Genomic DNA, 26,205 nt, shown 5'->3' on the forward strand with positions numbered 1-26,205 from the left:
TGTGGGTTAATTCAAAAATATAAGCTGTTAATTTAAGTGCTTATCTTCGTTCTAAATCTAACTCTATAATCAGCAATAATTGGCATACAGTTATCATCACAATGATTGCTATAACTTTTTAATCGGGTGCGGTAAATAGTAGCAGTGACATATCATCTTGGGGTTGCGACTGCTGCCAAAGGTTGAGTAAGTAACTTAAGTGACTCAATAAATTCGCCGCTGGCATGGCTTTAGCTGATAAGCAGCGCTGTTTTAAGCGCTCTAAGCCAAACATGCCAAACTTTGGATGATTAACTTCATACACGCCATCTGAAAACAGCAGTAGTTGCTCACCCGGGTAAAGTTGGTATTGACCACTTTGGTATTGGCAGTGTTTATCAATACCAATTGGCATACCTGTGGGCACATCGATGCTTTGCACATCGAGTTTAGAAATGATTAATGGTAATGGGTGACCTGCATTACACAGTTGTAATTCATGGGTGTTTATATTGATTTTACCTATCATTACAGTGGCAAACTGGCCCAAATTACCAGGATCATCAAAGAGATTGTTTAAGGCATTCATGACCTTTTCTGGCGATTGCTGCCAGTTCATCCTTTGGGGTGATAAGCCTTGGGCGAGGGTAAAACTGAGCATAGCAGCACTGGCACCGTGACCCGATACATCGATAACATAGAAGCCTATCCACTGTTCATCAATTTCAAAGCATTGCAAAATATCGCCTGCAAGTTCCTCTGCGGGTTCAAAATAATGTCGGATAGTCCAATTATTGAAGGCTAAATTATTTTTTGGCAGTAAGGATTGCTGCAAAATCGCAGCTTGGGTCAGTTCAGACTGTTTTTGAGAAAGTAAACTTTGCAGCTGTTGCTTACTTTCAAGTACCGACTTTTTTGCTTGAATGAGCCTTACTGCAGCTTGAATTTTGACTTTTAATACTGAGGCCAAAAAAGGTTTGGTAATGTAATCATCAGCACCTGAGTCCATAGCATAAATCATGTCTTGAGTTTGATCGTTACCGGTTAAAAGCAAGAAGTAACCGGGATCTGTTTTGGTCTTTAGTCTTTTACACAGCTCAACACCGTTCATCCTAGGCATGCGCCAGTCGCTGACAATTAAGTCAAACTGCTGGGTACGGCACTTCTCCAGTGCCGTTAAGCCATCTTCACATTGCACCATCTCAAACTGTACATTTTCCGGCTGAAAACTTTGAATTAAACTGGCAATGTAATAGCGTTCACTGAATGTGTCTTCCACTAACAGGATGGAGATAGTCGACGTTGACGCATTAGCATTTTGCATGGCGATTCTCTATTAAGTTTGTTTAATAACTTATTAAAGCAAAAGCTGTTCCATAATTTTTAAGTAATAAAATCAGGTGGTTAAGCATCTTTCTAGTAAGATTTACTATTTGCATTTTCAGATTGGGAATAATTTTTTGCAAAATGCGAACAGGTAATTCATAGTGAGTAATAATGTAGTAAACATTTGCTTTGGAATAGATTTTTGACAGGGTTAAACAGCGCTGTTTGCAAAATGCATCAGGAGAAGGAATTTGTCATTTAGATTAAAAGCGATAATTGCCATTGGATTAATGCAAGTCGTACTATTACTGATGCTAATTGTTAATAGTTTAGCTGTTATCAAAGAGACCAATCAGCAAGAAGCAAGGCAGCAAGCTCAACTTGCAGCGCAGCTGGTGGCTAATAGTATTAACCCTGATAAGGCCCGCGAGTCCATCTTACTGCTTAAACAATCTTTAGAAGCCCACCACATTAGCCATATTGATTCAATCGAAGTATCCAAAGCAGATAAGCTATTGTATTCGGCTCAGCGTAATGGCCAAGGCATGTTTGAGATCATTAAAGCTGTGACCCCAAAAGAGCATACGGTTGAGGTGGTGGCAGTATCTAATAATGGCACTGGCATTCAAATAAGCGTACTTGTTAATACCGATGAATTTGATAATAGCGTTGAAGCAGTGGCGTTGAAATATAGCGCATTAATGATTTTAGTGATCATTTTGATTTCATTTTTATCTTGGTATCAGGGCCTTAAGCTCATCAGACATATTTTTAATATTCAGCATGCCTCAAAGCGGGTGCTTGAAGGGGAATCAGGGGTGCAAGTGGTTGAGCCCGGCACCCAAGATATCACCGATACGACTAACGCCTTTAATGCCATGCTTAAAAACTTGGATGAAAAACGCAGTGATTTACAAGGTGCCAATGTTCGCTTAAATACCATATTAGATTCAGCGGCTGATGGCTTTGTCATTATTGATGTTAACGGCGTGATTAATGAAGTGAATAATGCCGTCAGTAAGTTATTTGGCTATGAAAAAGCACAGCTTATTGATGAAAATGTGTCTATTTTAATGCCGATGGCAGATCGCTTTATGCATGATGGCTATATCAAGCATTATCTTACAACGGGTGATGCAAAAATTATTGGTAACAGTCGTGAGTTAAAAGCGCAGCATAAAGATGGCAGCTTATTTCCTATCGAGCTAACCATTTCAAAAATGCAAATTGATGGTGAGATTCTATTTTTAGGCTTTATCAAAGATTTAACCGAACTTAAAAAAGAGCAACAAACCGCTGCCAGAACTCAATCTATTTTGGTGGCAACCATTGAAGCCACCCATGATGCGTTAATCTCTATTGATATTAGCGGCAGAGTGGTTGAGTTTAATGCTGCGGCGGTCAAACTGTTTGGCTATGAGCGCGAAGAGGCATTAGGTGAAAGGCTGGAAGATTTAATTATTCCCGCAGGTTTCCATAGTGCCCATAAAAATGGCATGGAGCATCACCGCCGCACTGGTGAAGGGCCTGTGCTGAATAATCGCATCGAAGTTCCTGCCCATAATAAAGCTGGCGAGGAGTTTCCGGTTGAATTGCGGGTGATCCCCATTCAATTAGGTGATGAAATGTTCTTCACCGCTTTTTTACGCAATATTTCAGAGCAAAAATCCAGAGAAGAAGAATTAAGATTAGCCAAAGAGCAAGCAGAGGCGGGCAGTGAAGCTAAGTCACGATTTTTAGCCACTATGAGCCATGAAATTCGCTCACCACTGAATGCCGTACTTGGCAGTGTTGATTTGCTTTTAGACTCTCAACTTGAAAAGGGCCAGCGCATGTATGCTCGCGCGGCTAAAGAAGCGGGCTCAGTCTTGTTAAGTACCATTAATGATATTTTGGACTTCTCGAAGATTGAAGCTGGGCAAATGCAACTGGAAGCTAAAGAGTTTCAACCTGATAAGTTAGTCGCGCAAGTGTTACAGATTTTGTCCCATAAAGCCCATGATAAAGGAGTGCATCTTGGCAGTGTTATTGACCGAGATGTACCGCAAATTTTAATCGGAGATGCGCAGCGTATTAGGCAAGTGCTGCAAAACCTGGTGGATAATGCGATTAAGTTTTCAACCGATGGGTGTATTGCTGTTGAGATTGAGATTATCAACCGCGATAACGGCAAGGTGCAACTGAGCTGTAAGGTAAAAGATCAAGGCATTGGGATCAGTGAAATATCACAACAGAAGTTATTTAGAGAGTTTTCTCAGGTTCATGACACGCATACCACCAGTTATGCAGGTACAGGCTTAGGCTTAGCCATATGTTCTGAACTGGCTAAAATGATGGGGGGCAACCTCAGCGTTCAAAGCCAACTAGGCCAAGGAAGTGAGTTTACATTAACTGTGGTACTTGATGAACCTGCTGAAATAACAACTGTTGATATTGCTTTATCAACAGCGCCTCGGGTGTTAGTGATTCACCCCGATATGACCCTTTGTGAGTTAATTGAAAAGCAATACCGCCAATATGGCGTCGAGACATGCTTTGCGCATCAGCTCAGCGAGCTTGATAGTCAATCAAGCAACAACGGCCAATTTGATGTCATCATGCTCGATGAAAGCTGTATTTTAGACTGTGAACATCAAAGCGTAGAGGGCTTATCAAATCGCTATTTGACTAAGACAGGCTATATCACGGCTTTGTTATCTGGGGTGAATACACAAGTGCAGGCGCGCAGTACTGACTTAGGCATAGTCGAGTCTGTCAGCAAGCCGTTAAGCCGAGAGATATTACTAAGCTTAATCAGTAATGCCAGTAATGTAGAAAAGAGTGATAAGCAGATCATTGAAAGTAAATTAACCCTGCCTGATGGCTGTAAATTATTACTCGCAGAAGATAGCCCAGTAAACCAAATGGTCGCAGGTACGATATTGACCAATAGCGGCGCAGTCATGACCTATGCTAATAACGGTGTAGAAGCGGTAGAGATAGGGTTAAAGCAAGAGTTTGATTTAATTTTGATGGATATTCGTATGCCTGAAATGGATGGCCTTGAAGCGTGCCGTAAAATTTTAGCCAGTAAGCCTGATCAAATTATCTTGGCCATGTCAGCCAACGTATTCAGTGAAGAGGTTGCAGCATGTAAAGACGCCGGCATGCTTGGGTTTATTGGTAAGCCGGTTAAAAAGCAGGATTTGATCTCTGGGATAAATTACTGGTTAACTCAGGTGAAGGGCAATGCTAATGACGCGATGGAAATAACTCATGAGGTTAGTGACGAGGTTAGTGATATTGCTGCAGAGAAAGAAACTCACATTAAGCCAACAGCTGAGGTAAATGAAATCCTATTAGCTGACACCTCAAATGGCTTAATAGCTGAAACTACACATGAAACTATAACTGAAACTATAACTGAAACCATAAATGAAACAATAGCTGATGATGTGTTGTTGGATCAGCAGGTGTTTGATGAGTTACTAAAAGCGGTAGGTGAAGCAAGCTTAGTTAAAATGATGAAGGTATTTCATAATGAAACTAAGATGCGTATCGATATTTTAAAAACCATCACTGCCAATGGAAGCCGAGCAGAGATTGAAGATCAAGTTCATACCATTAAAAGTAGTGCAGGCAGTTTTGGGGCGCAAAAGTTATCTGAAGTAGCCATTTTACTTGAGGCCGCAGCCAGAACCGAAGATGAACCTTTAGCCGCATTATTTGAGCAGATATTTGTGGTTGCTGAGCAAAGCTTGACGTTAATTGAGCAACGATTTGATATCGGTCATAAATAATTAAATAAGGAAGTTACCCATGGGATTTAGTGCCGTTCTTGTAGAAGATAGTATGTCATTAGGCGCATTGTACAGCGAATACCTTTGTGCCGAAGGCGCCGAAGTCACCTTGGTTAATTTTGGTGAAGATGCATTAAAAGAACTTGCCCGTAAACAACCAGACTTATTAGTGTTAGATATTAAATTGCCGGATATGTCGGGAATGGATATTTTGACCAAAGTGCAGCAAGACTACCCGCAGATCACCGTCATTATGATCACTGCTTATGGCACCATTGATTTAGCCGTAGATGCCATGCGCGCCGGTGCGTTTGATTTTCTAGTTAAGCCTTTTGATAGTAAAAGGTTGGCGATTACTGTGCGTAATGCTCTGAAGCAAAAAGACTTATTGGCACTTGTGACCAATTATGAAAATAGCCTCCCAAAAACCAATTTTCATGGCTTTATTGGTGACTCCTTAGCCATGCAAACCGTATATAACACCATTGATTGCGTGGCCAACAGTAAAGCGTCAGTGTTTGTGATGGGCGAAAGTGGCACAGGTAAAGAGGTTTGCGCCCAAGCGATCCATCAAGCAGGAACACGAGCACAAGAAGCTTTTATTGCTTTAAACTGCGCCTCAATTCCGAAAGATTTAATTGAAAGCGAAATTTTTGGTCACACCAAAGGTGCGTTTACTGGCGCTGTGAGTAATCGTGATGGCGCAGCAACTCGTGCTGATGGTGGCACTTTATTTCTTGATGAACTGTGTGAAATGGATTTAGAGTTGCAAAGTAAATTGCTACGCTTTATTCAAACTGGGGTATTTCAGCGTGTAGGCGGCACTAAAGAAGAAAAAGTTGATGTGCGTTTTATTAGTGCCACCAACCGAGACCCATGGAAAGAAGTGCAAGAAGGACGCTTTCGGGAAGATTTATATTATCGCTTACATGTTATCCCTATAGAACTGCCGCCTTTAAGACAAAGGGGCAAAGACGTGATGTCTATTGCTAAAAAGCTGTTGAAGCAATACAGCAAAGAAGAGGGCAAATCTTTTAAACGTTTCTCTACCGAAGTTGAACGTTGCTTTGTCAATTACCCATGGCCAGGTAACGTGCGTCAACTGCAGAATGTGATCAGGCAAATTGTAGTGCTTAACACAGCCGAAGAAGTGTCTTTGGCCATGTTACCTGCGCAAATGACTGCGCAAATGACTGCGCAAATGAGCACCGCAGTGTCATTGTCGATGACAGATTTAAACACCTCAGCCGCACCAGTAGAGGCAAAGGCGCATTATGCAAGCGAGTCAGGCTTTGAAAATGCGGCTCAACAGGCCCTACAAAAAACAACAGAAACAGCACCTAATCAACAAACTCAGGTCGTTGATGATGATATACAGCCATTGTGGTTAATCGAAAAAATGACCATTGAAACCGCTATTGAGCAATGTGACGGTAATATTCCAAAAGCCGCGGGTTTATTAGATGTAAGCCCTTCGACTATCTATCGTAAAAAGCAGCAATGGGAAGATAAAGGTTTGTAGTTTAAAGAGTCTGTTTTAGCTTTAGTTACATAGGAAATACAGAAAAGCCCATCAAATGATGGGCTTTATTATATTTCAGTGTGTTAATTTGCTATTGTGATTAGCAATTAAAAATCGCGTTCCCAACCAGCGTAAACGGTGATTTCCCAATCGCTGCTGGTATCAACTTCAGGATACTCACTGTAGCCAACAGTGCCGCCAAGTTTTAACTTACCTTCATAAAATGGTCGGTGGTAACTGGCATCAAGCTGCAACAAACGCTCATAACGGCCAGGGGATACCGGATTTCCACCAGTTGGGTTACCAGTGTCTACCCCATCAAAGTTAAGTTTGGCATAACGAAACTTAGTCGATAAGCTTTGGCCATGTTGTAGTTGAGTAATACCACCTAACACCACAACGCGAGAATCATTATCATAGGTGCTGCCTAAGCTGCGGCCATAGTAACGATAACCACTTTTATAAAAGCCGTGTTCATACATGCAGTTGTAGACGTTAGAGTCTTCGCCACAGGCAGCTGCAGTATCTGAGTATTCAGCAAAAAAACGGGTGTTAAGTGAGGCAATAAAAACATCAACCCCACCCATGTTTGAGGCGTTAATCAGCTTATGTTTGCCATTGTGATAGTCTTCGTGGATGCGCTCGTAGTAAATACCATAAGGTACGCCCCAAGCGGTATCAGACCATCTAAAATCGTAACCTGCGAGCATGTTTTCTTGACCGTTTTCAAGCTCACCTTCAGACATCCCGCCATTAAATAAGCCATCCCACCAATCAGACAAGCTGTTGCCGTAGCCTTCACCGCCCCATTGCATGGTCCAAGAAAAGCCAATTTCTAATTTTGAAATGGGTCTTAGGGTACCACGAGCGCCCCAATGCTGGGTGTCAGGCACATAGCGATCACTTTCCATTTGGCTAAAGCTGGTGGTAAAGGTCCACGGACCAACCCAGTTTAACCAAGGGGTTTCAAAGGCATTACTGTCATTACGAGAAAAGGTAATGCCTGGCATAGGTCTGGCATTGGTGGTTTGGATTAAACCTGAGTCCCAACTTGGGCCCCAATATTTTTGCACTGCGCCGCCAGTGACAATCCAGTTACCCAGTTTGACTGCTGCAAAGCTATTATCTAGGCGAGTTTCATTGCCATCGATAGCATCATAATGATAACTGGCAGCTAAGCGGCCACTAAACCAGTCTTGGGTGACTTCTGCTGTAAATTCAACTTCAGCTTTGTCGCGATAGTCATTACCGTAACCAATAAAGCGAGCTTTTTCATTGGCGCCACTTAAGCTTGCACCTAAAGTCACAGCTTGGTGATCTTTATTGTAAGCGCGCATCACACGATGATAAGCATCTTTTTGATGCACAGACATTGGGCTGTCAGCAGCATTATCTAAATCTTTTTTTATCCCAGACCACATCAAAGGAAAGGTAGTCACAGGCTGAATAATAACGCCAGTATCAGAAAGTAATTGTATATCTGCTCTAAGCGGCAAGTCTGTAGGTTCCACCCACCAAGCGGCTTGGGTAGAAAAGCTAGTAAATAGTGCTATCCCTGCTAGTATTTTTAACTTCATTGAATGCTCTTTGGGGTGAAATGACTCACCAAATGATAAAAATTAGTTGTTAGCGCTATGATAACAGCCAATTGTGTAATTAACGTATTGAGAAAAGCAATTTTTACTGAATGTTACAAAACACTCAAGCCTCGCGGCACAAAGGTAGCCAGTTAGTTACAAAAATTATTGATGCAGCCTGAGGATTAATTTTTTGTATTAATTGATAATTAGTCAATGATTAGCGCAAGCAGCGAATGGCTGCAGAGCAGTAGGCCTGCAATATGCAATCCTGTAAGCTAGTAAAATTAAGCTGCCAGAACTGTTTGGCAGATATTCGATATTTTGAAAACTGTGAAACCTTATATATGAAAATAGTGTTATTAACCCATGAGCGAGAGCTAACCAGAGCAACCAATACTGGCCAGTGGGTTACGCAAGTCTTGGCTGATGCTGCGCCGGTGATCACTTGGCAACGTAAATCCCCAAGTGATGAGTTATTGCAAATGATCGCCTCAGGAAAAGTGGCTTTAGTGTTCCCATCTGAAGAGGAGACAAACCCGTTAAAGGTTGATGATGAGGCTTTTTCAGAAAAGTCGTCTAAGGCTGCAGTTATCCCTTCATCTACTACTTCTAAACCGTCAGCTTTAGCTCAGTTTGATGCGCTAGTGATCATCGATGCCACCTGGCAAGAAGCGCGCAAAATGTATAACCGCAGCCCTTATTTACAGGCGCTTGAAAAAGTCAGCTTAACGCCGAAACATGCATCTTTATATCAATTAAGGCGCAATCAAGTAGAAGGGGGGTTATGCACTGCAGAGTGCGCGATTGAAATACTCAATGAGATTGGAGAAAACGAGCTGGCCGCTGAAATTACCGCGCTATTATTGCAGCAGTTGAATCTCAAGGCGTAAACTCAACAATATAATAAAAGGGTGAGCTATTTGCTCACCCTTTATATCTATCAGTTGTCGTTATTTAATTCAGCTTGCTACTGCGTGTAGGTAAACTTTTTACGCAACTTTATATCAGCGACAGACGCGCCAATCATCACTTCAAATTCACCGGTTTCAGCGAGCCAATCATTGGATTTTACATCCCAAAAAGATAAGTCTCGTGTGGTTAAGTTGAAACTCACTTGTTTGCTTTCACCGGCGTTGAGCCACACTTTATTAAAGCCTTTTAACTCTTTGGCAGGTCGCGGGACACTGGCGTTAAGATCATGCAAATATAACTGAGTCACTTCAGCGCCAGCGATGTTACTGCTATTGGTTATTGTTGCAGTAACAGTAATCGTGTCATCAGCTTTGATATTATCAGTTGAAAGTTGAATGTCTGAGTAGGTGAAATCGCTATAGGATAGACCGTGGCCAAAAGGAAATTGTGGGGTGATATTTTGTTGCTCGAACCAGCGATAACCAATAAATACACCTTCGCTATAACGTGATTCCTTTTCGTTATAATCATTTAGGGCAATTGGCGCGGTATCAGCGAGTTTTTTCGGTAATGTTATCGGCATCTTTCCGCTGGGGTTTTCATCACCAAATAGGATGTCAGCATAAGCATGTCCAGCTTCCATACCGCCATACCAGCCCCACAACACAGCCTTGGCATCATCTGCCCATGGCATCTCAACTGCTGAACCACCAATCATAAACACCACGGTGTTCGGGTTAGCTGTTAATAGCTTAGCGATGATTTCATCTTGTTGACCTGGCAACTTCATATCAGGGCGATCAATAGATTCACGATCATCAGCATGGCTTAAACCACCAAAATAAACTACTGCATCAGCGTTTTTGGCTGCGGCGAGATATTCTTTTTCTGTGTTATACAAACTGTTGGGCGTTTCCCAGCCTAAGGTCACCGTTTCATCACCTTGGTAAGTTAGGCTAAATGCATAGGTTTCACCAGCGGTTAGCTTGATATCTTGGCTTAACACTGTTGCATCAGTGATCTGAGTACTGCTAACTAAACGGTTATCATTAATGGTTAACGATACTTTGCCGCGACCTTTAATCTTTAAGGTATGGTTGCCCGTTTCCATGGGTTTAATGTTGGCTTTGATTTCGATTATTTGCGCTTTACCCTTGCTATCAAACTGTGGGTCAGCAATCCATGATTCACTGCTTAATTGCTCCACCTTCGCATCAGTAAAGTAGTTAATTTGCCATGATGGCGTACCAGTCCAATGTCGTGTGGTGAGGTAATCATTGGGAATGGGCATAAATTGACTACTGGCAGGGCGCATGTGTTCAATCTTTACCTTGCCTCCTGCTTGCTCAAGCTTAGCTTTAAGACCATCAAGTGGGCTTATTTCATACAGCGCTTTGACTTCTGATGAACCGCCACCGAAACCATGACGCTTATCGGCATTAGGGCCTAAAACCAGAATGTTTGTTACCTTGTTGCTATCCAATGGCAATACACGATTATCATTTTTTAACAGTACCACACCGTTGGTTGCTATGGTTCTTGCGTCGTCACGATGGGCCTGGGTATTGCGATCGCCCGATAAACGTTGTTTATCCATCATCCCGATACTGAGCTGTACTCTTAGAATACGGCGAACTTTATCGTCTAATTCAGCCTCAGGCACTTTACCTGCTTTAATCATCTCTAATAGCGGTGTTGCTAAAAAGTATTCATCGTAGCTGGCTACGTCAGTGCCCATTTCGATATCAAGGCCATTCATGGCGGCGTCATAGGTATTGATATCAACATTCCAATCGGTGAGCAGCACGCCTTCGTAGCCCCATTCACCTTTTAAAATGGTTTTAATGAGATGCTTACTTTGATTAGCATTAGTACCACGAAATTCATTATAAGCGCCCATTATCGCGTGTACATTAGCTAGCTTTACCGCAGCTTCAAATGCCGGTAAATACACTTCTCGTAAGGTACGCTCATCGGGTATGGCGTTAACGCCTGTGCGGTTTAACTCTTGCGTGTTAAGGGCATAATGCTTGGCAGTGGCGCCTACATCATTGGCTTGAATGGCTTTAACGGTTGGCACTACTAGTGCGGCTGCCAAAAAGGGGTCTTCACCCATGTATTCAAAGTTACGCCCATACAAAGGTAAACGGGCTAAATTAACCCCAGGGCCGAGGATTAAATCTTTGTTGCGATGACGGGCTTCGGCGCCTAAAACATTGCCGTGTAAGCTTGCCATGTGCGGGTCCCAACTTGCTGCAACAGCGGTTAATGGCGGCAAGTAAGTGGAGTAGTCATTGGTCCAGCCAGCAGGCGCCCATGAGTTTCGGTCAATTTCATAACGGACGCCATGGGGGCCATCTGACATCCACATTTCATGAATATTTAATCGCTCAATAGCAGGGATATGAAATTTACCGCCAGCGTGCACCAGTGAAACTTTTTCTTCTAAAGTAAGCTGCGGTAAAAGGCGCTCAATTTCAGCTTCTACATTGGACAAACGATGTTGTAAGCGACGTTGTTCACTTATTGATAAAACCGATAAGGCATGAGTTTGTGATGAAGCTTGAGACTGTGATGAGGCATTCACCGAAGACGCAACAACATTTGTTGAAACACTGATAAGGCTTGTTGCAGCCGCAGTAAGTGTTAACGCTAGCTGAACCTTTTTTGTAAGCCCTTTCATAGCTGTTGGTGTTTTCGGTGTCATCACAGGCTCCTTGCAGGATTGGCTTTTGCTATTAATGTTTTAGTCATGTACTCGTTTGTACAATGTTAGTTTGTTAGGTATTAAGGCATACGGCTTGTTCAATCACTGACTTGGCGGATAATTACTGTAGATATTATTCAATATTGATAAAAATATTGGCGGTTAGCCGACCAGTATCAGGATTACTGTCAATGTCAGTATCAAGGTTTACCAAGGTCGAGTGTAATAGGTTACCGGGGTAAATCACCAAACGGTGTTGCTTGTATTCAATTTGATGATGTTGCTGATAATAGGTGTTACTTTCAACAAAATACTTGGCAGGTTTAGGGGCTATTTGCTGTAAATAGGGCTCGGCAGCATTAAAATATTGCTGCATGTTTTGTTGAGTAATACGTTCAAAACCACTGGGTTTATGTTTAAAAAACGCCGTGGCGCCGTGGGGCTGGTCGTTCAAATATTGTAAAATGGCAAAATAGTAGGGCGCAGGGGTATCAAAGTGGGGGATCCGCTGCAAGGTGGTTAAGCTTTCTGGCTGACGGTTAATTAACGAAAAATAGGTCGCTTGAGGCTTAATTCGTAAATTGGTTGGCACCTTGTACACATCATAAATTAGCTGGAATATATGATTAAGCACTTCAATAACATAGTCTTTAGGTAATTTTGCCCGCACACCAGGGTAGTAAGACCCCATATCGAGATTGAAATCGATTTGACTGGCACAGGCCTGAAGCTCAGATACATCAGCAGTAAAGTCATCAATCACAATCACCGGTGTTTTTAACTCACCGATATAAACCACTTGTGGCTTGATGGGCTTTTTGACCAGCACCATAGCATTTAAGTTATTGCTGCCAGCCGGCTTATGTTTATCTGACTTAGGTGCTGCTGATGTTACATCGACCATAATATGCGGATCCGTTATCTATACCTATCAAGCGATTAGAATGAGTTAAAGCATTTTTGATTTGCAGTAATGCTGCACAAACTCATAATGATCAGGCAAATTAGCCACTTTGTGTTTCACTTTTGCTTTGATATTGCCTAAGAAGCTTTCAAGTTCTGCATCTTCCATCATATCCACAATCGGGTGATATTGTTTCGGCGCTAGACCTTGGCCCATCATTACTTGTATCCAAGAGCTTTCACCAAATAACTCATTACCGTGTTTGTAGACTTTACCTGAAGCATCAAACATATCGATACGATGTTGCAATGAGGCAGGTACGTCCATGCTCTTACAATGACGCCAAAAACGTGTATCGACTCTGTCAGTGACTTTATAATGCAAGATAATGAAGTCACGAATATTCTCGGTTTCTGTGCGAGTCTGTTGGTTAAACTCATTGATATCTTCTTCAACAATGCCTTGTGAGGGGAACATTTGCAGTAAACGTACAATACCGCGCTGAATTAAATGAATGCTGGTGGACTCTAATGGCTCTAAAAAACCAGATGAAAGACCAATGGCGACACAGTTTTTATCCCAGGTTTTACGGCGACTACCGGTGCGGAACTTTATCACTCGTGGTTCAGTTAATGGTTCACCTTCAATGTTTTCCATTAAGGTGGCTTTAGCTTCATCATCACTGATGTATTTACTGCAAAACACAATACCGTTGCCAGTGCGGCTTTGTAGCGGAATGCGCCACTGCCAGCCGGATTCTCGGGCAATTGAACGAGTATAGGGAATGGGCTTGCTGGTGGTTTTTGTTTGCACCGCAATGGCGCTATCACAAGGTAACCAATGGCTCCAGTCATCAAAACCTGCATTAAGGGTTTGCTCGATTAATAAGGCCTTAAAGCCGGTACAATCAATGAATAAGTCACCTTCAATCACTTCACCTGACATCAGTGTTAACGCGCTGATATGGCCATTATCATGGTGCTGCTGTACCGCTGATATTTTGCCTTCAATACGCTTAATACCGTGCTGCTCTGCAATAACCCGCAAGAACTTGGCGTATAAGCTGGCATCCATATGATAGGCATGGTTGTAATCTTGGTTAGGTAACACGGCAAATCGACCTTCGCGGGCGGCCAAATGTTCGGTGCAATAATCACCAATTTCACTGACTAGCCCACGTTGCTGACCCTTAAGCCAAAAATGTTGAAAGCCACAAGCCCAGCAATCTTTGCCTAAAAAACCAAATGAGTGAATATAATCTTTGCCGACGTCATGCCAGTTTTCAAAAGAAATACCCAGTTTAAAGGTAGCATTGGTGGCCGCCATGACATCTTGTTCTTTAATGCCTAATAAGCGATGAAAAATATGCAGTGTTGGGATGGTTGCTTCACCGACACCCACAGTACCGATTTCATCAGACTCAACTAATACTACTTCAAGGTTTTTACCTAATAACTTAGTTAATGCCGCAGCTGTCATCCAACCTGCGGTGCCGCCACCGGCGATGACGACCTTTTTAATGGGTTTATTTGGTATGTTCATTGGCATTCCTTAAACTGTATTTGCTTGTAATATCATGATATTAAAGACGTATTTGCTAAAATAAGTTGCTTGACAAAAGCGGTTAGCGTTTTAATTTATTGATTAAATCAGCTCTTAATTTACGTGCATTGAGCTCATCTAGCGGTTTGGTTTGCATCCCTTGAGCCTCTTTAGGGATGTGCGCTACATCGTCGTCATCATGGTCAAAAACATAATGCTCAAACATGGCTTTCCATGCTTGGCGCTGCGCTTTTGGTAATGAGCGTAAACTCAGCATCGCCAAGGCTAGGGCATTATTGGGTCTACCTAAATAACCTGGACTGTCACGCCACCAGTGGGTAATAAGCACATTAAAGGCTTGATTACCCGCCACATGGTGCCACCACATACTTGGAACATAGAGTACGTCACCAGCTTCTAATTCAGCGGTTTGTGAGGCCGCTAATGCGTGGGTAAATTTAGGGAAACGCTCAAAGTCAGGATTATCGAAGTCCACCATGCTAATTTCTTGTCCGCCGGGGGCAAACTCCATCGGGCCAATATATAAATTGGCCACCTGTTCAGGTGGGAAAAGAGTAAAGGTGCGTTTTCCGACAACATTACAAGCGAGGTTTTGTGGAAAATCAAAGTGGGCAGCGATGCGAGATTGATTACCAAGCCAGACACTGGTGAGTGGTTTTATGGGGTCGATATTAACGCTATTTTCAGCCGCAAGTCCGGGCAAAAAATGGTTTATCTCGGTGGAGCCCATATAAATACTTGGCGGCAATTGATCATCTTGGTGGGCAAATAACTTATCAATCACTTGTCTTAAGTTGAGTTGGCTGGCTTGGTAATTAAAGCCATTGACCTGCTCATTATAAAAAACTCTGCCTTTATGTTCAGGCGCAACATAATAGGCAGTAACCGGCGTTTCTTGATAAAAAGACAACAGGTAGTCAGCGGCTGATTTAGCAGAATCTAAACCTGCCTGAACCAGCGGCCAATGGCGGCAAGCACCTTTAAAGATAACGGGCTGAACGGTGTTTTCAATATTCATTGCCTCAATCACAGCTTGAATATCTTCTAATGGACAATCATCTATGACTTTTACCGTCTGCTTTGCTGTCTGATTTAGTGCCATGCTCATTACCTTACATCCTATCAAGAACTTAATTTTTGTTGTAAATCCAATTTAATGAGATTTAGCTGTTTTGGGCATTTTTGAAATTAAGTAATTGTCTGATATTAGATTGTGATGCCAGCGCCATATAGATGGCATTGAGATAGCCATGTTGATGCAACTCGCCAAGCACTTCTGCTGATAACCCCGCTAAGGTGTCTTCATTAATGGTATAAAAACCAATCATTTGATGTTTTTCACCATTATCTAATTGCACATCTAGGGTGAAAGACTCCAGTAATTCTAATTTGATTAAGGTATCGATGAACTGTTTACTGTCACTTAAACCATGGTGAATCGCCTCAAGCATATCGCCTACTTCATCTAAATAGGGGGTATTACCACCATAAGGGAAAAATAAGGCTTCGCCTTCAGTTTCATTGATCCGAGGGTGGTTAGGGTCGAGGTGGATCACTCGTTGCACCTGCTCAACGCCATCTTCAGTCACTTTTTGTTGACCAATTAGAAATGGCTGACGACGCACGGTTAGTGGGATATATGATGCATTCCATTTACCATCTTGTAAGAACAGGTTTTCTTTGTGTTGGAAGCCAAATAACGCCACCGAATAGAATTGACCCGTTTGGCTGTCTTTTTGAAAAAAGATCGGATAATTAGCCTGCACACTGCGAAATTCTAACGGGAAAGTTACCGTGTACCATAAATTATCACCGTACTTTGCTGAGCGCTCAGTGATGATTTTCAAATCTTTGTGGTCGACGCTATTGAGTAATACTGGTTTGTTCATGCTGACATCCTAATCAAGTACAGTCATTGCTGTTTATGTTGTCGTTATAATTTATCAATGGGTTGGGTGCTAAATACGAGATAACCCATATTGTTGGATTTTATTAAGTAATTCTCGATTACTCGGTAATACTTGCTTTAAACCTTGGGTACGTTTGATATTGTCGGCAAATAATTGCTGAGCTCTATTTTGTAAAGAAGGTTTTAATTGGTTTGGCATTTGTGTTTCAAAGCCCATTCCGTAAAGCACAAATTGAAAGCTCGCAGCCGGAAACAGCACATCAGTATGTTGAATGTCATGACGGCTTGGAGGCTGGGTCTGCCATAGTTGTAACTGCTCTTGCAAGCTATCAGGAATGGTGGATGATTCACGATGATCATGCCAATAGTCACTGTCACTGCGTTTACTCAGCACATAATGCAATTTCAAAAACTCGATAATTTGTTGCCAATGTTGCTGAAAACGCTTATTCACTCTAGCCGATACAATATCCATCACCTGACGGTTAGCAGGGAGTTGCTGCGCAAGGGTATTAGCGCTCCATTCAACTAAGGCTAATGCCGATGCCTCTAAGGGCTCAATAAAGCCTGAAGCCATACCAATAGCCATACAGTTGTTTTTCCAGCACACCTGCCTATGACCTGGGGCGATGGAAAGCGCTCTAATGTTGAGATTATCAACATCTAACCCCGCGGTCGGTTTTAGATAATCGATCAGTTGTTGCTCCGCCTCAGCTTGCGTTGTATGACTCGACGAGTACACATGTCCAACACCGCGGCGTGTGGGTAAGCCGATATCCCAAATCCAGCCATTAGTTTGCGCGGTTGAATGGGTACATGAAGCGATATCTGTTTCAGGCTCAGGGTAGGGGACTTGTACCGCTAGGGCTGAGTCATTAAATAACACTGCCTTTTGGCAAATGAATGGCACTTCAAGTTGCTCGCCCAAAAGTAATGATTTCACCCCAGTGCAATCAACAAATAAGTCAGCTGCAATTTCACCTGAGTGTTTAGTGGCTAAATAGCCAATGTCGCCGTTGTCTTTTTTATGAATAGCCGTGACGTGATCGCGTATATGGCTGACGCCGAGTTTTTCAGTGCAATGCTTTTGTAGCAGTTGACTAAATTTACCGGCGTTTAAATGGTAACCGTAATTATTTTGAAATTGATACTCAGCAGTGGTGATTTGCTTAGGCGCTAAAAATAGCTGACTCAGTTGGTTTTGCTGACCGACAGCATCAGCAAAGCTGACTTGGTCACGGTGGGGTAACCAATAGGGGCATAAATCAATTTCGTTAGTGCCCATCGGCAGGCTAAACGGGTGTAGATAATGATCGCTGCTTTTATTGCTTGGACTATTGCTTGGACTATTGTTTGGGTTATTGCTGTGGTTTTCAGTCAGCGAATGGGTCCAATTAATAAACCGTGAACCTTGCTTGAAGCTGGCATCGCAACTGATTAAAAATTCTGTTTCACTGATACCGATTTTTTTTAAGGTGGTGCGCATTGAAGGCCAAGTGCCTTCGCCAACGCCAATCGTGGCAACATCAGGGGATTCTATCAGGGTAATGTTGAGCTTGGGAGAGGGCGATAGTTTGCCATTATCAGCATTATGTTCAGCAGCCAGAATACCTGCTGTAATCCAACCTGCAGTGCCGCCACCGACAATGACTATATGATTTATCGCTTGTTCCATAAAAGGGCCTATTGTTTTTATTAATATCTTTAAGGCTTAGTTGTTAACTTAAACAGCATCGAATAATTTTCAGTCACTTACAAGGGATAGTTAGTGAAATCTGTATTCAGTAGTTTGATAAAAAAGTGCAACGTCCTTGTTGCTAATGGATGTAGCTTAAAAAAAGAGGTGACCATGGGGTCACCTCAAACGACCTTACTTTTTGATAGATTTACATACACATTAGAATGTGTAACGCGCACCTAAGCTATAACGTGCCCCAGTTTGGGTGTAGTTAAGTACTTCTGTGTACGAACGACCATGGGTACGGGTGTTTTCGTTGGTAATATTAAGACCTTCGAAGAACACGGTTAACCCTTCAACTGCCGCAATGTCATAACCGATATTAAAATCAAGTTGTGAGTATTCTTCAGTATAAGTGGGGTTAGCACCAGTATCATTGCCGGTAGAGTTTAAGAACTCATCACGCCAGTTCCAAGCTAAACGCGCTGAGAAACCATAGTCTTCATACATAGCAACAATGTTGGCAGTATCACTGATGTTGGTTAATACATTCTGTCCAGCGTCTGCAGCGCGAGTGGCGCTATCTGGACGGCCTAAGTTAGTATTATCAAAATCATCACCCGCATTCACTAAAGTGTAGTTAGCTTGTAAACCAAAGCCTGACTCACCAAAGAAGTGCTGAACTGCAAATTCCCAACCATCAATTACAGAGCTTTGACTGCTGTTAGCTGGAGTATTAATAACAAAGTTAACACTTGGGTCACCAGGGTTACCGGTGATTTCAATATTGCCATTATCAGGGTTTAGAGTAACGTTTGGATCAGTTGCACCGTAGGTGTCATAAATCCACTGACGCTGGTCAATTGCTGTCACTTGACCTGCAGCAATCGCTTCTTGAACATAAACCCCATTTGATGGGTCTGGAATACTGTAAATATCTGAGTTAACAGGGCTATTATCAATAAAGTTAGTTACATCTTTGCGGAAGTAACCTACAGAAACATAACTTGCATCAGCGTAGTACCATTCAGCAGAAAAATCGATATTTTCAGACTCTAACGGTAATAAGCTTGGGTTACCTGTAGAGCCGCTACCACCGCCGCGGTTTGCAAGGGTGCCAACTGTGGTACCACCTTGAATCGAGGTATAATCAGGGCGACCAATTGTTTCACTGTATGCCGCACGTAACATGACATCTTCTACCACTTCAATATTGAAGTTAAAGCTTGGCAAGAAGTAATCGTAATCACCTTTTTGAGTTTGGAATACACGATTGTCAGTAGTGGTACTTTGTAGGGCAATTTCTGTCTCAGCTATCCAAGTCGCTTGATCGTAAGATGAAACTGCTGATTTAGATTCAACATCTGTTTGCTCGTAACGCACACCCACATGCACATCAAATGGCATGTCACCGATGTCGCCTTCGTAGTTATATTGGATATAAGCAGATTGAGATTCTTCTTGCGTGTAGCGGTCGGTATCGCTGGCATAATCTGTTGATGGGCAGAAACCATTGCCACAATCACCAACAGCAGTAGAACCATACAATTCAGCGGCGCGAGCACGAACAGCTTCAAAGTCCCATAAGAAAATAACATCTTGTGGGTCTACAGACGCTGAACCTTCATAATCTGAGAAGTCACCTTGTGAGCCATCAAATTGATCTTGCACACTACCAGTAGGGAACCATGCTGGGTCAAAATCACCTTCAGCGCCAACACCACCCCAATCATTACGTTGTACGTTAACTGATTGCGAATGGTTGTTAACGTCAGTTGCCGCTATACCAAAGTCAATGCTACCGGCTTCTTCAAATATGTAAGTACCATTGATTTGTAATTGGTCAATTTCTGATTTATTCCGAGCATTACCAAATACTGAACCGGTTACGCGCATGTCTTCAGGGCGAACCTGATTACCACCGCCGACAGCAAGTACGGGTACGTCACCAGTAAAGTCAGTTGCCGCACTGGTACGAATAAATGCTGCAGTACTTAAATTACTGCTACTACCATTTTTGTTATTAGGTGAACGCTCAGCTTCAGAGCTATGGTAATCAAGTGATAAGAATAAGTTATCAGTTGCATCCCACTCTAAGTTAAAGCCAATTGAGCCACTTTCGTCACGAGTACCATAATCGCCAGCAGCCATCGATAAATCAGCGCCGCCATCAGGATAGGTTTCAGAATAAACCAGTGGTGAAGATACTGGGCCGTCTGACCAAGTACTTTCTTGAGTTGGAACAAAGTTAAACCATGCCGATACATCATGTGATTGAGTATCGATATCGTTTTGCATGTAAGTGTAATCTAACGTAGCACGAAGAGAATCGATTGGTTCGTACTGCAATACTAACTGACCATTGGTACGAGCGCGTTGTTGCTCTTCAAAACGGTACACAGTTGTTTGTGGTACCGAGTAAACATCGCCTTCACCAGGTCGGTTTATTTGATTGTCATCTTTTGGTACGCCGCCCCATTCTGCGTTATCGCCACCCCAATCTTGGTCAACAATACCAGGGAAACTACGCCAACCGGTGCCCACTTGTGCTTGCTGGTTACCACTTTCACGTTCTTGATAACTGGCTGAAATTGAAATACCAAATTTGCCATCAGCAAAGGTATTTGAGTAAATACCTGAAAGTTCTGGCGTGATAGAACCTTCATCAGTAGAAGTATCATCTACGGCTTTAACGCCGAAACTGGCTTTTAAACCAGGAGAACTTAAAGGGCGATGAGTTAGAACATTAATTGTTGCACCAATACCACCAGTTGAGTTTTTCGCTTGGCTAGTTTTTTCTACTTCAACAGCGCTAATGGCTTCTGAAGCTATGTTAGCAAAATCAAATGAACGAGAACCGGTTGTCACTGGCATTTGACGGCCATTGAGCATGACTAAGTTTTGGTCTGCACCAAAACCACGAACAGAAACGCGGCTACCTTCGCCGTTTTGTCTGTCAATTGATACACCAGTAATACGTTGTAAAGATTCTGCTAAGTTACTGTCTGGGAACTTACCAATGTCTTCTGCGTTAATTGCATCAACAACACCGTTTGAGCTACGTTTTAAATCCATTGATTTAATTAAGCTACCGCGGATACCAGTGACCTTTAGTACTTCAATATTTTCACTTGCAACTTCATCTGCTGCAAATGCTGGCATCATGGTACTTGCGCTCAGTACTACCGACAAACTAGTGGCAATTCTGGTTTTTCTAAATGTTCTAGGTTTCATCTAAGTCTCCCCTCGACTTCGAATTCAGGCTACTACTCTCTGATTTTTTATTCGGGTTACGATTTATTCGTAACATACTTTATTCATCATTTTTGGCACGCTTATAAAAGTCTTTTTGAAAAAGCTTATGTAAGCGCTTACATAAAACTAGATTAATTTGTTAATAGCGTCAACATTATTTAGCATAAAAGTTACAACTCGTTAACCTGAGCTGGTGGTTATAGTTTTTTTGTGTGCATTTAGTTTGTTGTTTTTTAACGGTTAATTTGTTTTTGTTATGTTTTTATTAGGATTATCAAAAAATAATATTTTTGTGATAGCGCTTACATATATTTACGAAAATTTGTGCTTGGAGGCTAGTTTGTTGCGTAGTATGGAAGGTGGTTCTATCAAATGTACAGTTGTTGGATTTATGCACAGGCTTGAGGCTGCTTTTAGAGGAATGTTTGATTGGTACTTTCGCAGTTACTCACTGATAAACATAGCGTCACAGTAAAGCTGTTTTAAGGGCGGTATATTTAGGACTGAAGAGTATTCGGTACAACAATGAAGCGGGCTGGCTTGATTGCTAACAGTAGTTAACATTTAACATTCACTGATAGCACTTAAAAATATACTTCTATTCGATTGGCGATATTTTTTAGACTGAAGAGTATTAGGTACAACAATCAAACGGGCTGGCTTGATTGCTATCAGCAGTTAACAGTTAAAATTCACTGATAGCATTTAAAAATATACATCTATTTGATTGGCGATATTTTTTAGACTGAAGAGTATTAGGTATAGTAATTAAAGGGACTGATTTGACTGCTATCAGTTGTTAATCACTGATAAACATAGCGTCACAGCAACGCTATTTTAATGGCGATATATTTAGGACTGAAGAGTATTAGGTACAACAATGAAGCGGGCTGGCTGGCTTGATTGCTATCAGTCGCTAACATTCACTGATAGCATTTAAAAATATACATCTATTTGATTGGCGAAGTGGCCGAGTCCCTGACAACTAACTGAGGTATAAAGGTATTCTCTACACTGGTGTTGGTAACATTATAAACATGTTTTAATATCCAAAACGCTGCCATTTTACCCATTTCGTGGATCGGGTTATTGATCGTGGTGAGCTTCGGAGAGATATATTGCGGGAAAGGAATATTATCGTAACCCACAAAAGATAAGTCTTGGGGGATCTTCATGCCGCGTTCAAGACAAACAGCAATAGCACCAGAGGCCATTTGGTCATTGGCACATACCACAGCAGTAAAGGGTTTATTGACGCTCAGTAAGTGTTCCATCGCCAAACTGCCACTGTGCTCTTTAAAGTCACCCTCAAAGCACAATTGCTCATCAAACTTGAGATCAAATTCTGTTAATGCCCGTTGATGGCCACGCAAGCGGTCCTTGGCATCGAGTTTAAATTTAGGGCCTGAGATATAAGCAATAGCTTTATGTCCATGGCTGAGAATGTGTTTAGTGGCTAAATAGCCACCCAGTTCATTATCTAAATAAACGCAGGCATCACTAATTTCTTCAATATAGCGGTTGATTAATACAATGGGAGTCGTGCCTTGGCAAAGCTTTATGAGATAGTCATCATCTACGGCTTCAACATCAAGAATTAACGCATCACAACCGCGACTCATTAAAAACTCAACACCTTCTTTTTCTTGAGACTCAACGCTGTGGCCTGCGGCAATAATAACGTGTTTATTAGCGCCTCTTAAGGCTGTTTCAATTTCGGTCATCATAGGACCGTAGTAGGGACCATCTAGCTGGGAAACTAACACCCCAACGCTGTTTGAGCGATTAGATGCTAATGACTGTGCGATAGAATTAGGGCGATAACCCAATTGCTCCATTGCACTTAATACTTTCTGTTTAGTCTTGTCGCTGACTTTGGTGTTGTTATTCATCACTCGAGACACTGTCGCAAGGGAAACACCCGCTAAGACTGATACATCATATATTGTTGCCATATATCCCTATTTAAGCTTTCCGTTTTACATAATCATTTAAGCGGCAAACAGCCTACCATGAACTATTTAGCATAATCACTAAAAAAACCTTCACTTAGTGCTTAATTCTTTATTTTATGTGGCAATAAAGCCTTAAACCTTCAGTAATACGGATTTTATATTGATATTTGTATTCATCATTATCGAGAAGCGGTTAACGATATTCAATATCTCGAAGTAGTTAATTAGTTAACTACTTCTTTTGGCATTTTATTTAGCGATTTACTTAGTGATGGCTAAATGCACTCTTTCAACTTCCTGATTATCAAGAGTGTACCAGCGCATAACCACAGCCACGATAATCGATCCAATAGCAGGGTATAAGGTAAATGAGATTAAAATACCCTGTTTAGTCGTTTCAGATAATTCAATATCAGCTTGGTAGCCATACATTGCGAGTAGCCAACCTGCAGCTGCGCCGCCAATTGCCACACCTAATTTGATGAAGAAAATAACCGATGAATAAATCATCCCGGTAATTCTTACCCCGGTTTTGAATTGACCATAATCAACCGCATCAGCCATTTTGGCCCAAAGCAGTGGTGTACCCATATTGAAGGTAAAGCCCCAGATAATATATAGAGCAAAAGCGAGGACAACTTGTTCACTTGAGACAAAATAAGCGGCTACACAAAGTATGGCTGAAATGATCTGAATGGTGATGTAGGCTTTTACCTTACACACTCTTTTAGCCAGGGGTTGCGCCAAAATACAACCAAAAATATTTCCAATCATGCCTAAAGTAATAAACAAGGTGATCATGTCGGGTAAGTTGAGGTAATACTTGACGTAATAAATCGCTAAACTGGTTTTTAAAACCATACCTGATAATAAGCAAATTGCCGCGACTGAAAGCACGCGCCATTGATCATTTTTTAACAGGTTTTTGAAGTCGGCTTTAAAGCTGGTGTTTTGATCTTGTGGTGGATGTAAACGTTCTTTAGTGCCAATAAAGCACAATAGGAACATGATGACACCTAGCACACTCATTGCTGCGATAGTTAACTGGTAGCCCTTGGCTTGGTCACCTTGGCCGAAATACTCAACTAATGGAAGCGTCAATCCTGATACCATCAAGCCGCCTAGCATGGCAAAAACAAAACGATAAGATTGTACTGAAACACGCTCTTTTGGATCGGCTGTTAACACTCCACCCAAAGCGCAATAGGGAATGTTAATAGCGGTGTAGACCATCATTAACGCAGTGTAAGTGACGAAGGCATAAATCATTTTGCCTTCTTCTGCTAAATCAGGTGTCGTAAAAGCTAATACGCTGATTAAACCGAAAGGCAGTGCAAACCACAATAAGTAAGGTCTAAACTTACCCCAACGGGTATTGGTTCTGTCTGTTAAGGCGCCCATCAGTGGATCGGTAATCGCATCGATAACCCGCACCGCGAGGAACATGGTGCCGACAAAGGCGGGTGAAATACCGAAAATATCAGTATAGAAAAAAGTTAAAAATAGCATTACTGTCTGAAATACAATATTGCTGGCGGTATCACCTAATCCATAGGCTATTTTTTCTTTAACGCTAATCATGCGAACCTCTTCCGGGTCATTATTATGGTTATGCTGTTTTTAGTAATCTGCTTTATATATTGCTGTTAGTTAACTCAGATGTGGTTCAAAGTTAACCCGCAGCCATTATTTACGCTGACTGATAAACTCGCGATAAGCTAAGCCACTTCTTTTAATGGTGCGCTGCTGAGTTTGATAATCAACATACACGATTCCAAAACGTTTTAAATAGCCTTCAGCCCACTCAAAGTTATCCATTAAACTCCAAGCAAAATAACCGGCTACATTAACACCTTGGTTAATGGCATCATTTACAGCGTTTAAGTGCGCTTGGTAATATTCAAGACGATCTAAATCATCAACTTGGTTATTAACAATTTTATCGTCCATCGCCGCACCATTTTCAGTGATATAAACAGGCGGTAATGTATATGTACTATTTAAACTCGTCAGTAAGTCAGTAAATGCACTTGGGTAGATTTCCCAACCTATATCGGTTTTTGGGGCATCTTTCATATCAACTTGAACAAACTCATTTTTATCACAGGCGCTATAAACTGCGCGGGTATAAAAGTTAATCCCTAAAAAGTCTAGTGGCTGTTTAATGATGTCCATGTCACCCGCTTGAATGTCAGGCTTATCAGCCTCATCAAAATCATTAATGATTGCAGGGTATTCGCCATCCATTATTGGCTTCATATACCACTGGTTAAAATAATCGTCGGCGATGCTAGCTGCTTTTATATCGGCATCAGTGTCAGTTAATGGATAGCAAGGGGTAAAATTAAGCACGATACCGTTTAATGCATTAGGGCAATTTTGTTGAATAACCTTTAAAGCCAAGCCATGGGCCAGTAATAAATGGTGTGCTGATTGACGACCAAATGCTTTGGTGGCTAAGCCTGGGGCATGAACACCCACTTCATAACCTAAGTATGAACTGCAAAAAGGTTCATTTAAGGTGGCGTAAGAATAGACTTTGTCGCCTAAAGCTTGGGTGATTTTATCTGCGTAGTCTTCAAATAGATAAGCGGTTTGACGGTTTAGCCATCCACCTTGCTCTTCAATATGTTGTGGTAAGTCCCAATGATACAAGGTGGCGTAGACCTTTATACCGCGGCTATTTAACTCATCAATTAAGTTGACATAAAAGTCGACACCTTGTTGATTGAGGCTACCATCTTGCTTAATGACTCGCGGCCAAGAAATTGATAATCGGTAGGCATCAACGCCTAAAGATTCGATTAATTGCACATCATCTTTCCATAATGCCACATGCTCACAAGCTTGCTTTCCGTCTGAACCATCACGAATCTTACTGGCCGTTGCACAGAAGGTATCCCATATGCAAGGGAGGCGAGTATCGGCGGCGCCTTCAATTTGAAAAGAAGCGGTTGCCACCCCAAAAGTGAACTCTTTTGTGTGCATTTTTGAATTTGATGGTAAAGATATTTTCATATTTTTCATTCGCTTAATAAGTTTTTCGCGTGTTTAGGTCAGAGTGACTTAAAAGTGCGAGTCTCAGTGTGCTTAGCAGTTTAAAATCCGATTTTTACTGCGAAAAATCGTTGACATT

The 26,205-nt window shown here is 41.9% G+C and carries 15 protein-coding genes; 3 read left to right on the plus strand and 12 right to left on the minus strand.

The window, feature by feature from the left end; genetic code table 11:
- Positions 1 to 118 precede the first annotated feature (118 nt).
- Positions 119 to 1,303, minus strand: a complete 1,185-nt coding sequence (locus tag BCU91_RS10725) for a SpoIIE family protein phosphatase (protein ID WP_102439626.1) — start codon at positions 1,301 to 1,303, stop codon at positions 119 to 121.
- Positions 1,304 to 1,556: 253 nt separating this feature from the next.
- On the opposite strand from BCU91_RS10725, the gene BCU91_RS10730 reads away from it, so the two are divergent.
- Together BCU91_RS10730 and BCU91_RS10735 are read left to right on the plus strand one after the other, a co-directional pair.
- Positions 1,557 to 5,084, plus strand: coding sequence for a PAS domain S-box protein (locus tag BCU91_RS10730; protein WP_102531444.1), 3,528 nt, complete (start codon positions 1,557 to 1,559; stop codon positions 5,082 to 5,084).
- Positions 5,085 to 5,103: 19 nt separating this feature from the next.
- Entirely contained in the window at positions 5,104 to 6,606 is a 1,503-nt protein-coding gene (locus BCU91_RS10735; protein WP_102519053.1) for a sigma-54 dependent transcriptional regulator, read from the plus strand.
- A gap of 107 nt (positions 6,607 to 6,713) precedes the next feature.
- On the opposite strand, the gene BCU91_RS10740 is transcribed toward BCU91_RS10735, so the two are convergent.
- A complete protein-coding gene (locus BCU91_RS10740; protein ID WP_102531445.1) occupies positions 6,714 to 8,183 on the minus strand; it encodes a capsule assembly Wzi family protein in 1,470 nt (489 codons plus the stop codon).
- A 305-nt stretch (positions 8,184 to 8,488) separates the two neighbouring features.
- Here BCU91_RS10740 and BCU91_RS10745 point away from each other — a divergent pair, with 305 nt between their 5' ends.
- Positions 8,489 to 9,076, plus strand: coding sequence for a tRNA-uridine aminocarboxypropyltransferase (locus BCU91_RS10745; protein WP_157936099.1), 588 nt, complete (start codon positions 8,489 to 8,491; stop codon positions 9,074 to 9,076).
- Positions 9,077 to 9,153: 77 nt separating this feature from the next.
- Here BCU91_RS10745 and BCU91_RS10750 read toward each other — a convergent pair whose 3' ends face one another.
- The 10 genes from BCU91_RS10750 to BCU91_RS10795 all read right to left on the minus strand — a co-directional run bounded on the left by BCU91_RS10750 (position 9,154) and on the right by BCU91_RS10795 (position 26,087).
- Positions 9,154 to 11,805, minus strand: coding sequence for a glycoside hydrolase family 3 C-terminal domain-containing protein (locus tag BCU91_RS10750; protein ID WP_241904065.1), 2,652 nt, complete (start codon positions 11,803 to 11,805; stop codon positions 9,154 to 9,156).
- A 133-nt stretch (positions 11,806 to 11,938) separates the two neighbouring features.
- On the minus strand, positions 11,939 to 12,709 hold the full coding sequence (locus BCU91_RS10755) for a DUF6445 family protein (protein ID WP_241904066.1): 771 nt from the start codon (positions 12,707 to 12,709) through the stop codon (positions 11,939 to 11,941).
- 45 nt (positions 12,710 to 12,754) lie between these two features.
- Complete coding sequence (locus BCU91_RS10760; protein WP_102439778.1) at positions 12,755 to 14,251, minus strand: tryptophan halogenase family protein; 1,497 nt, start codon at positions 14,249 to 14,251, stop codon at positions 12,755 to 12,757.
- A gap of 82 nt (positions 14,252 to 14,333) precedes the next feature.
- A complete protein-coding gene (locus BCU91_RS10765; protein ID WP_102519047.1) occupies positions 14,334 to 15,380 on the minus strand; it encodes a cupin-like domain-containing protein in 1,047 nt (348 codons plus the stop codon).
- Between the two features lie 55 nt (positions 15,381 to 15,435).
- Positions 15,436 to 16,161, minus strand: a complete 726-nt coding sequence (locus tag BCU91_RS10770) for a SapC family protein (RefSeq protein WP_102439780.1) — start codon at positions 16,159 to 16,161, stop codon at positions 15,436 to 15,438.
- 69 nt (positions 16,162 to 16,230) lie between these two features.
- On the minus strand, positions 16,231 to 17,856 hold the full coding sequence (locus tag BCU91_RS10775) for a tryptophan halogenase family protein (protein ID WP_102531446.1): 1,626 nt from the start codon (positions 17,854 to 17,856) through the stop codon (positions 16,231 to 16,233).
- A 222-nt stretch (positions 17,857 to 18,078) separates the two neighbouring features.
- A complete protein-coding gene (locus tag BCU91_RS10780) occupies positions 18,079 to 21,093 on the minus strand; it encodes a TonB-dependent receptor (protein ID WP_102531447.1) in 3,015 nt (1,004 codons plus the stop codon).
- Between the two features lie 971 nt (positions 21,094 to 22,064).
- Positions 22,065 to 23,069, minus strand: coding sequence for a LacI family DNA-binding transcriptional regulator (locus BCU91_RS10785; RefSeq protein WP_102531448.1), 1,005 nt, complete (start codon positions 23,067 to 23,069; stop codon positions 22,065 to 22,067).
- Positions 23,070 to 23,330: 261 nt separating this feature from the next.
- On the minus strand, positions 23,331 to 24,650 hold the full coding sequence (locus tag BCU91_RS10790) for a glycoside-pentoside-hexuronide (GPH):cation symporter (RefSeq protein ID WP_102531449.1): 1,320 nt from the start codon (positions 24,648 to 24,650) through the stop codon (positions 23,331 to 23,333).
- Between the two features lie 105 nt (positions 24,651 to 24,755).
- Complete coding sequence (locus tag BCU91_RS10795; RefSeq protein ID WP_102531450.1) at positions 24,756 to 26,087, minus strand: GH1 family beta-glucosidase; 1,332 nt, start codon at positions 26,085 to 26,087, stop codon at positions 24,756 to 24,758.
- Positions 26,088 to 26,205: the final 118 nt, after the last annotated feature.

Source organism: Shewanella sp. 10N.286.52.B9, from assembly GCF_002873635.1.
Lineage (GTDB): Bacteria > Pseudomonadota > Gammaproteobacteria > Enterobacterales > Shewanellaceae > Shewanella.

Excerpts from the sequence above, each read along its gene's own strand:
- BCU91_RS10760 (WP_102439778.1), bottom strand. The coding sequence starts at position 14,251 with ATGAACATACCAAATAAACCCATTAAAAAGGTCGTCATCGCCGGTGGC.
- BCU91_RS10735 (WP_102519053.1), top strand. The coding sequence starts at position 5,104 with ATGGGATTTAGTGCCGTTCTTGTAGAAGATAGTATGTCATTAGGCGCA.
- BCU91_RS10755 (WP_241904066.1), bottom strand. The coding sequence starts at position 12,709 with ATGGTCGATGTAACATCAGCAGCACCTAAGTCAGATAAACATAAGCCG.
- BCU91_RS10795 (WP_102531450.1), bottom strand. The coding sequence starts at position 26,087 with ATGAAAATATCTTTACCATCAAATTCAAAAATGCACACAAAAGAGTTC.
- BCU91_RS10740 (WP_102531445.1), bottom strand. The coding sequence starts at position 8,183 with ATGAAGTTAAAAATACTAGCAGGGATAGCACTATTTACTAGCTTTTCT.
- BCU91_RS10725 (WP_102439626.1), bottom strand. The coding sequence starts at position 1,303 with ATGCAAAATGCTAATGCGTCAACGTCGACTATCTCCATCCTGTTAGTG.
- BCU91_RS10750 (WP_241904065.1), bottom strand. The coding sequence starts at position 11,805 with ATGACACCGAAAACACCAACAGCTATGAAAGGGCTTACAAAAAAGGTT.
- BCU91_RS10780 (WP_102531447.1), bottom strand. The coding sequence starts at position 21,093 with ATGAAACCTAGAACATTTAGAAAAACCAGAATTGCCACTAGTTTGTCG.
- BCU91_RS10790 (WP_102531449.1), bottom strand. The coding sequence starts at position 24,650 with ATGATTAGCGTTAAAGAAAAAATAGCCTATGGATTAGGTGATACCGCC.
- BCU91_RS10785 (WP_102531448.1), bottom strand. The coding sequence starts at position 23,069 with ATGGCAACAATATATGATGTATCAGTCTTAGCGGGTGTTTCCCTTGCG.
- BCU91_RS10775 (WP_102531446.1), bottom strand. The coding sequence starts at position 17,856 with ATGGAACAAGCGATAAATCATATAGTCATTGTCGGTGGCGGCACTGCA.
- BCU91_RS10765 (WP_102519047.1), bottom strand. The coding sequence starts at position 15,380 with ATGAGCATGGCACTAAATCAGACAGCAAAGCAGACGGTAAAAGTCATA.
- BCU91_RS10770 (WP_102439780.1), bottom strand. The coding sequence starts at position 16,161 with ATGAACAAACCAGTATTACTCAATAGCGTCGACCACAAAGATTTGAAA.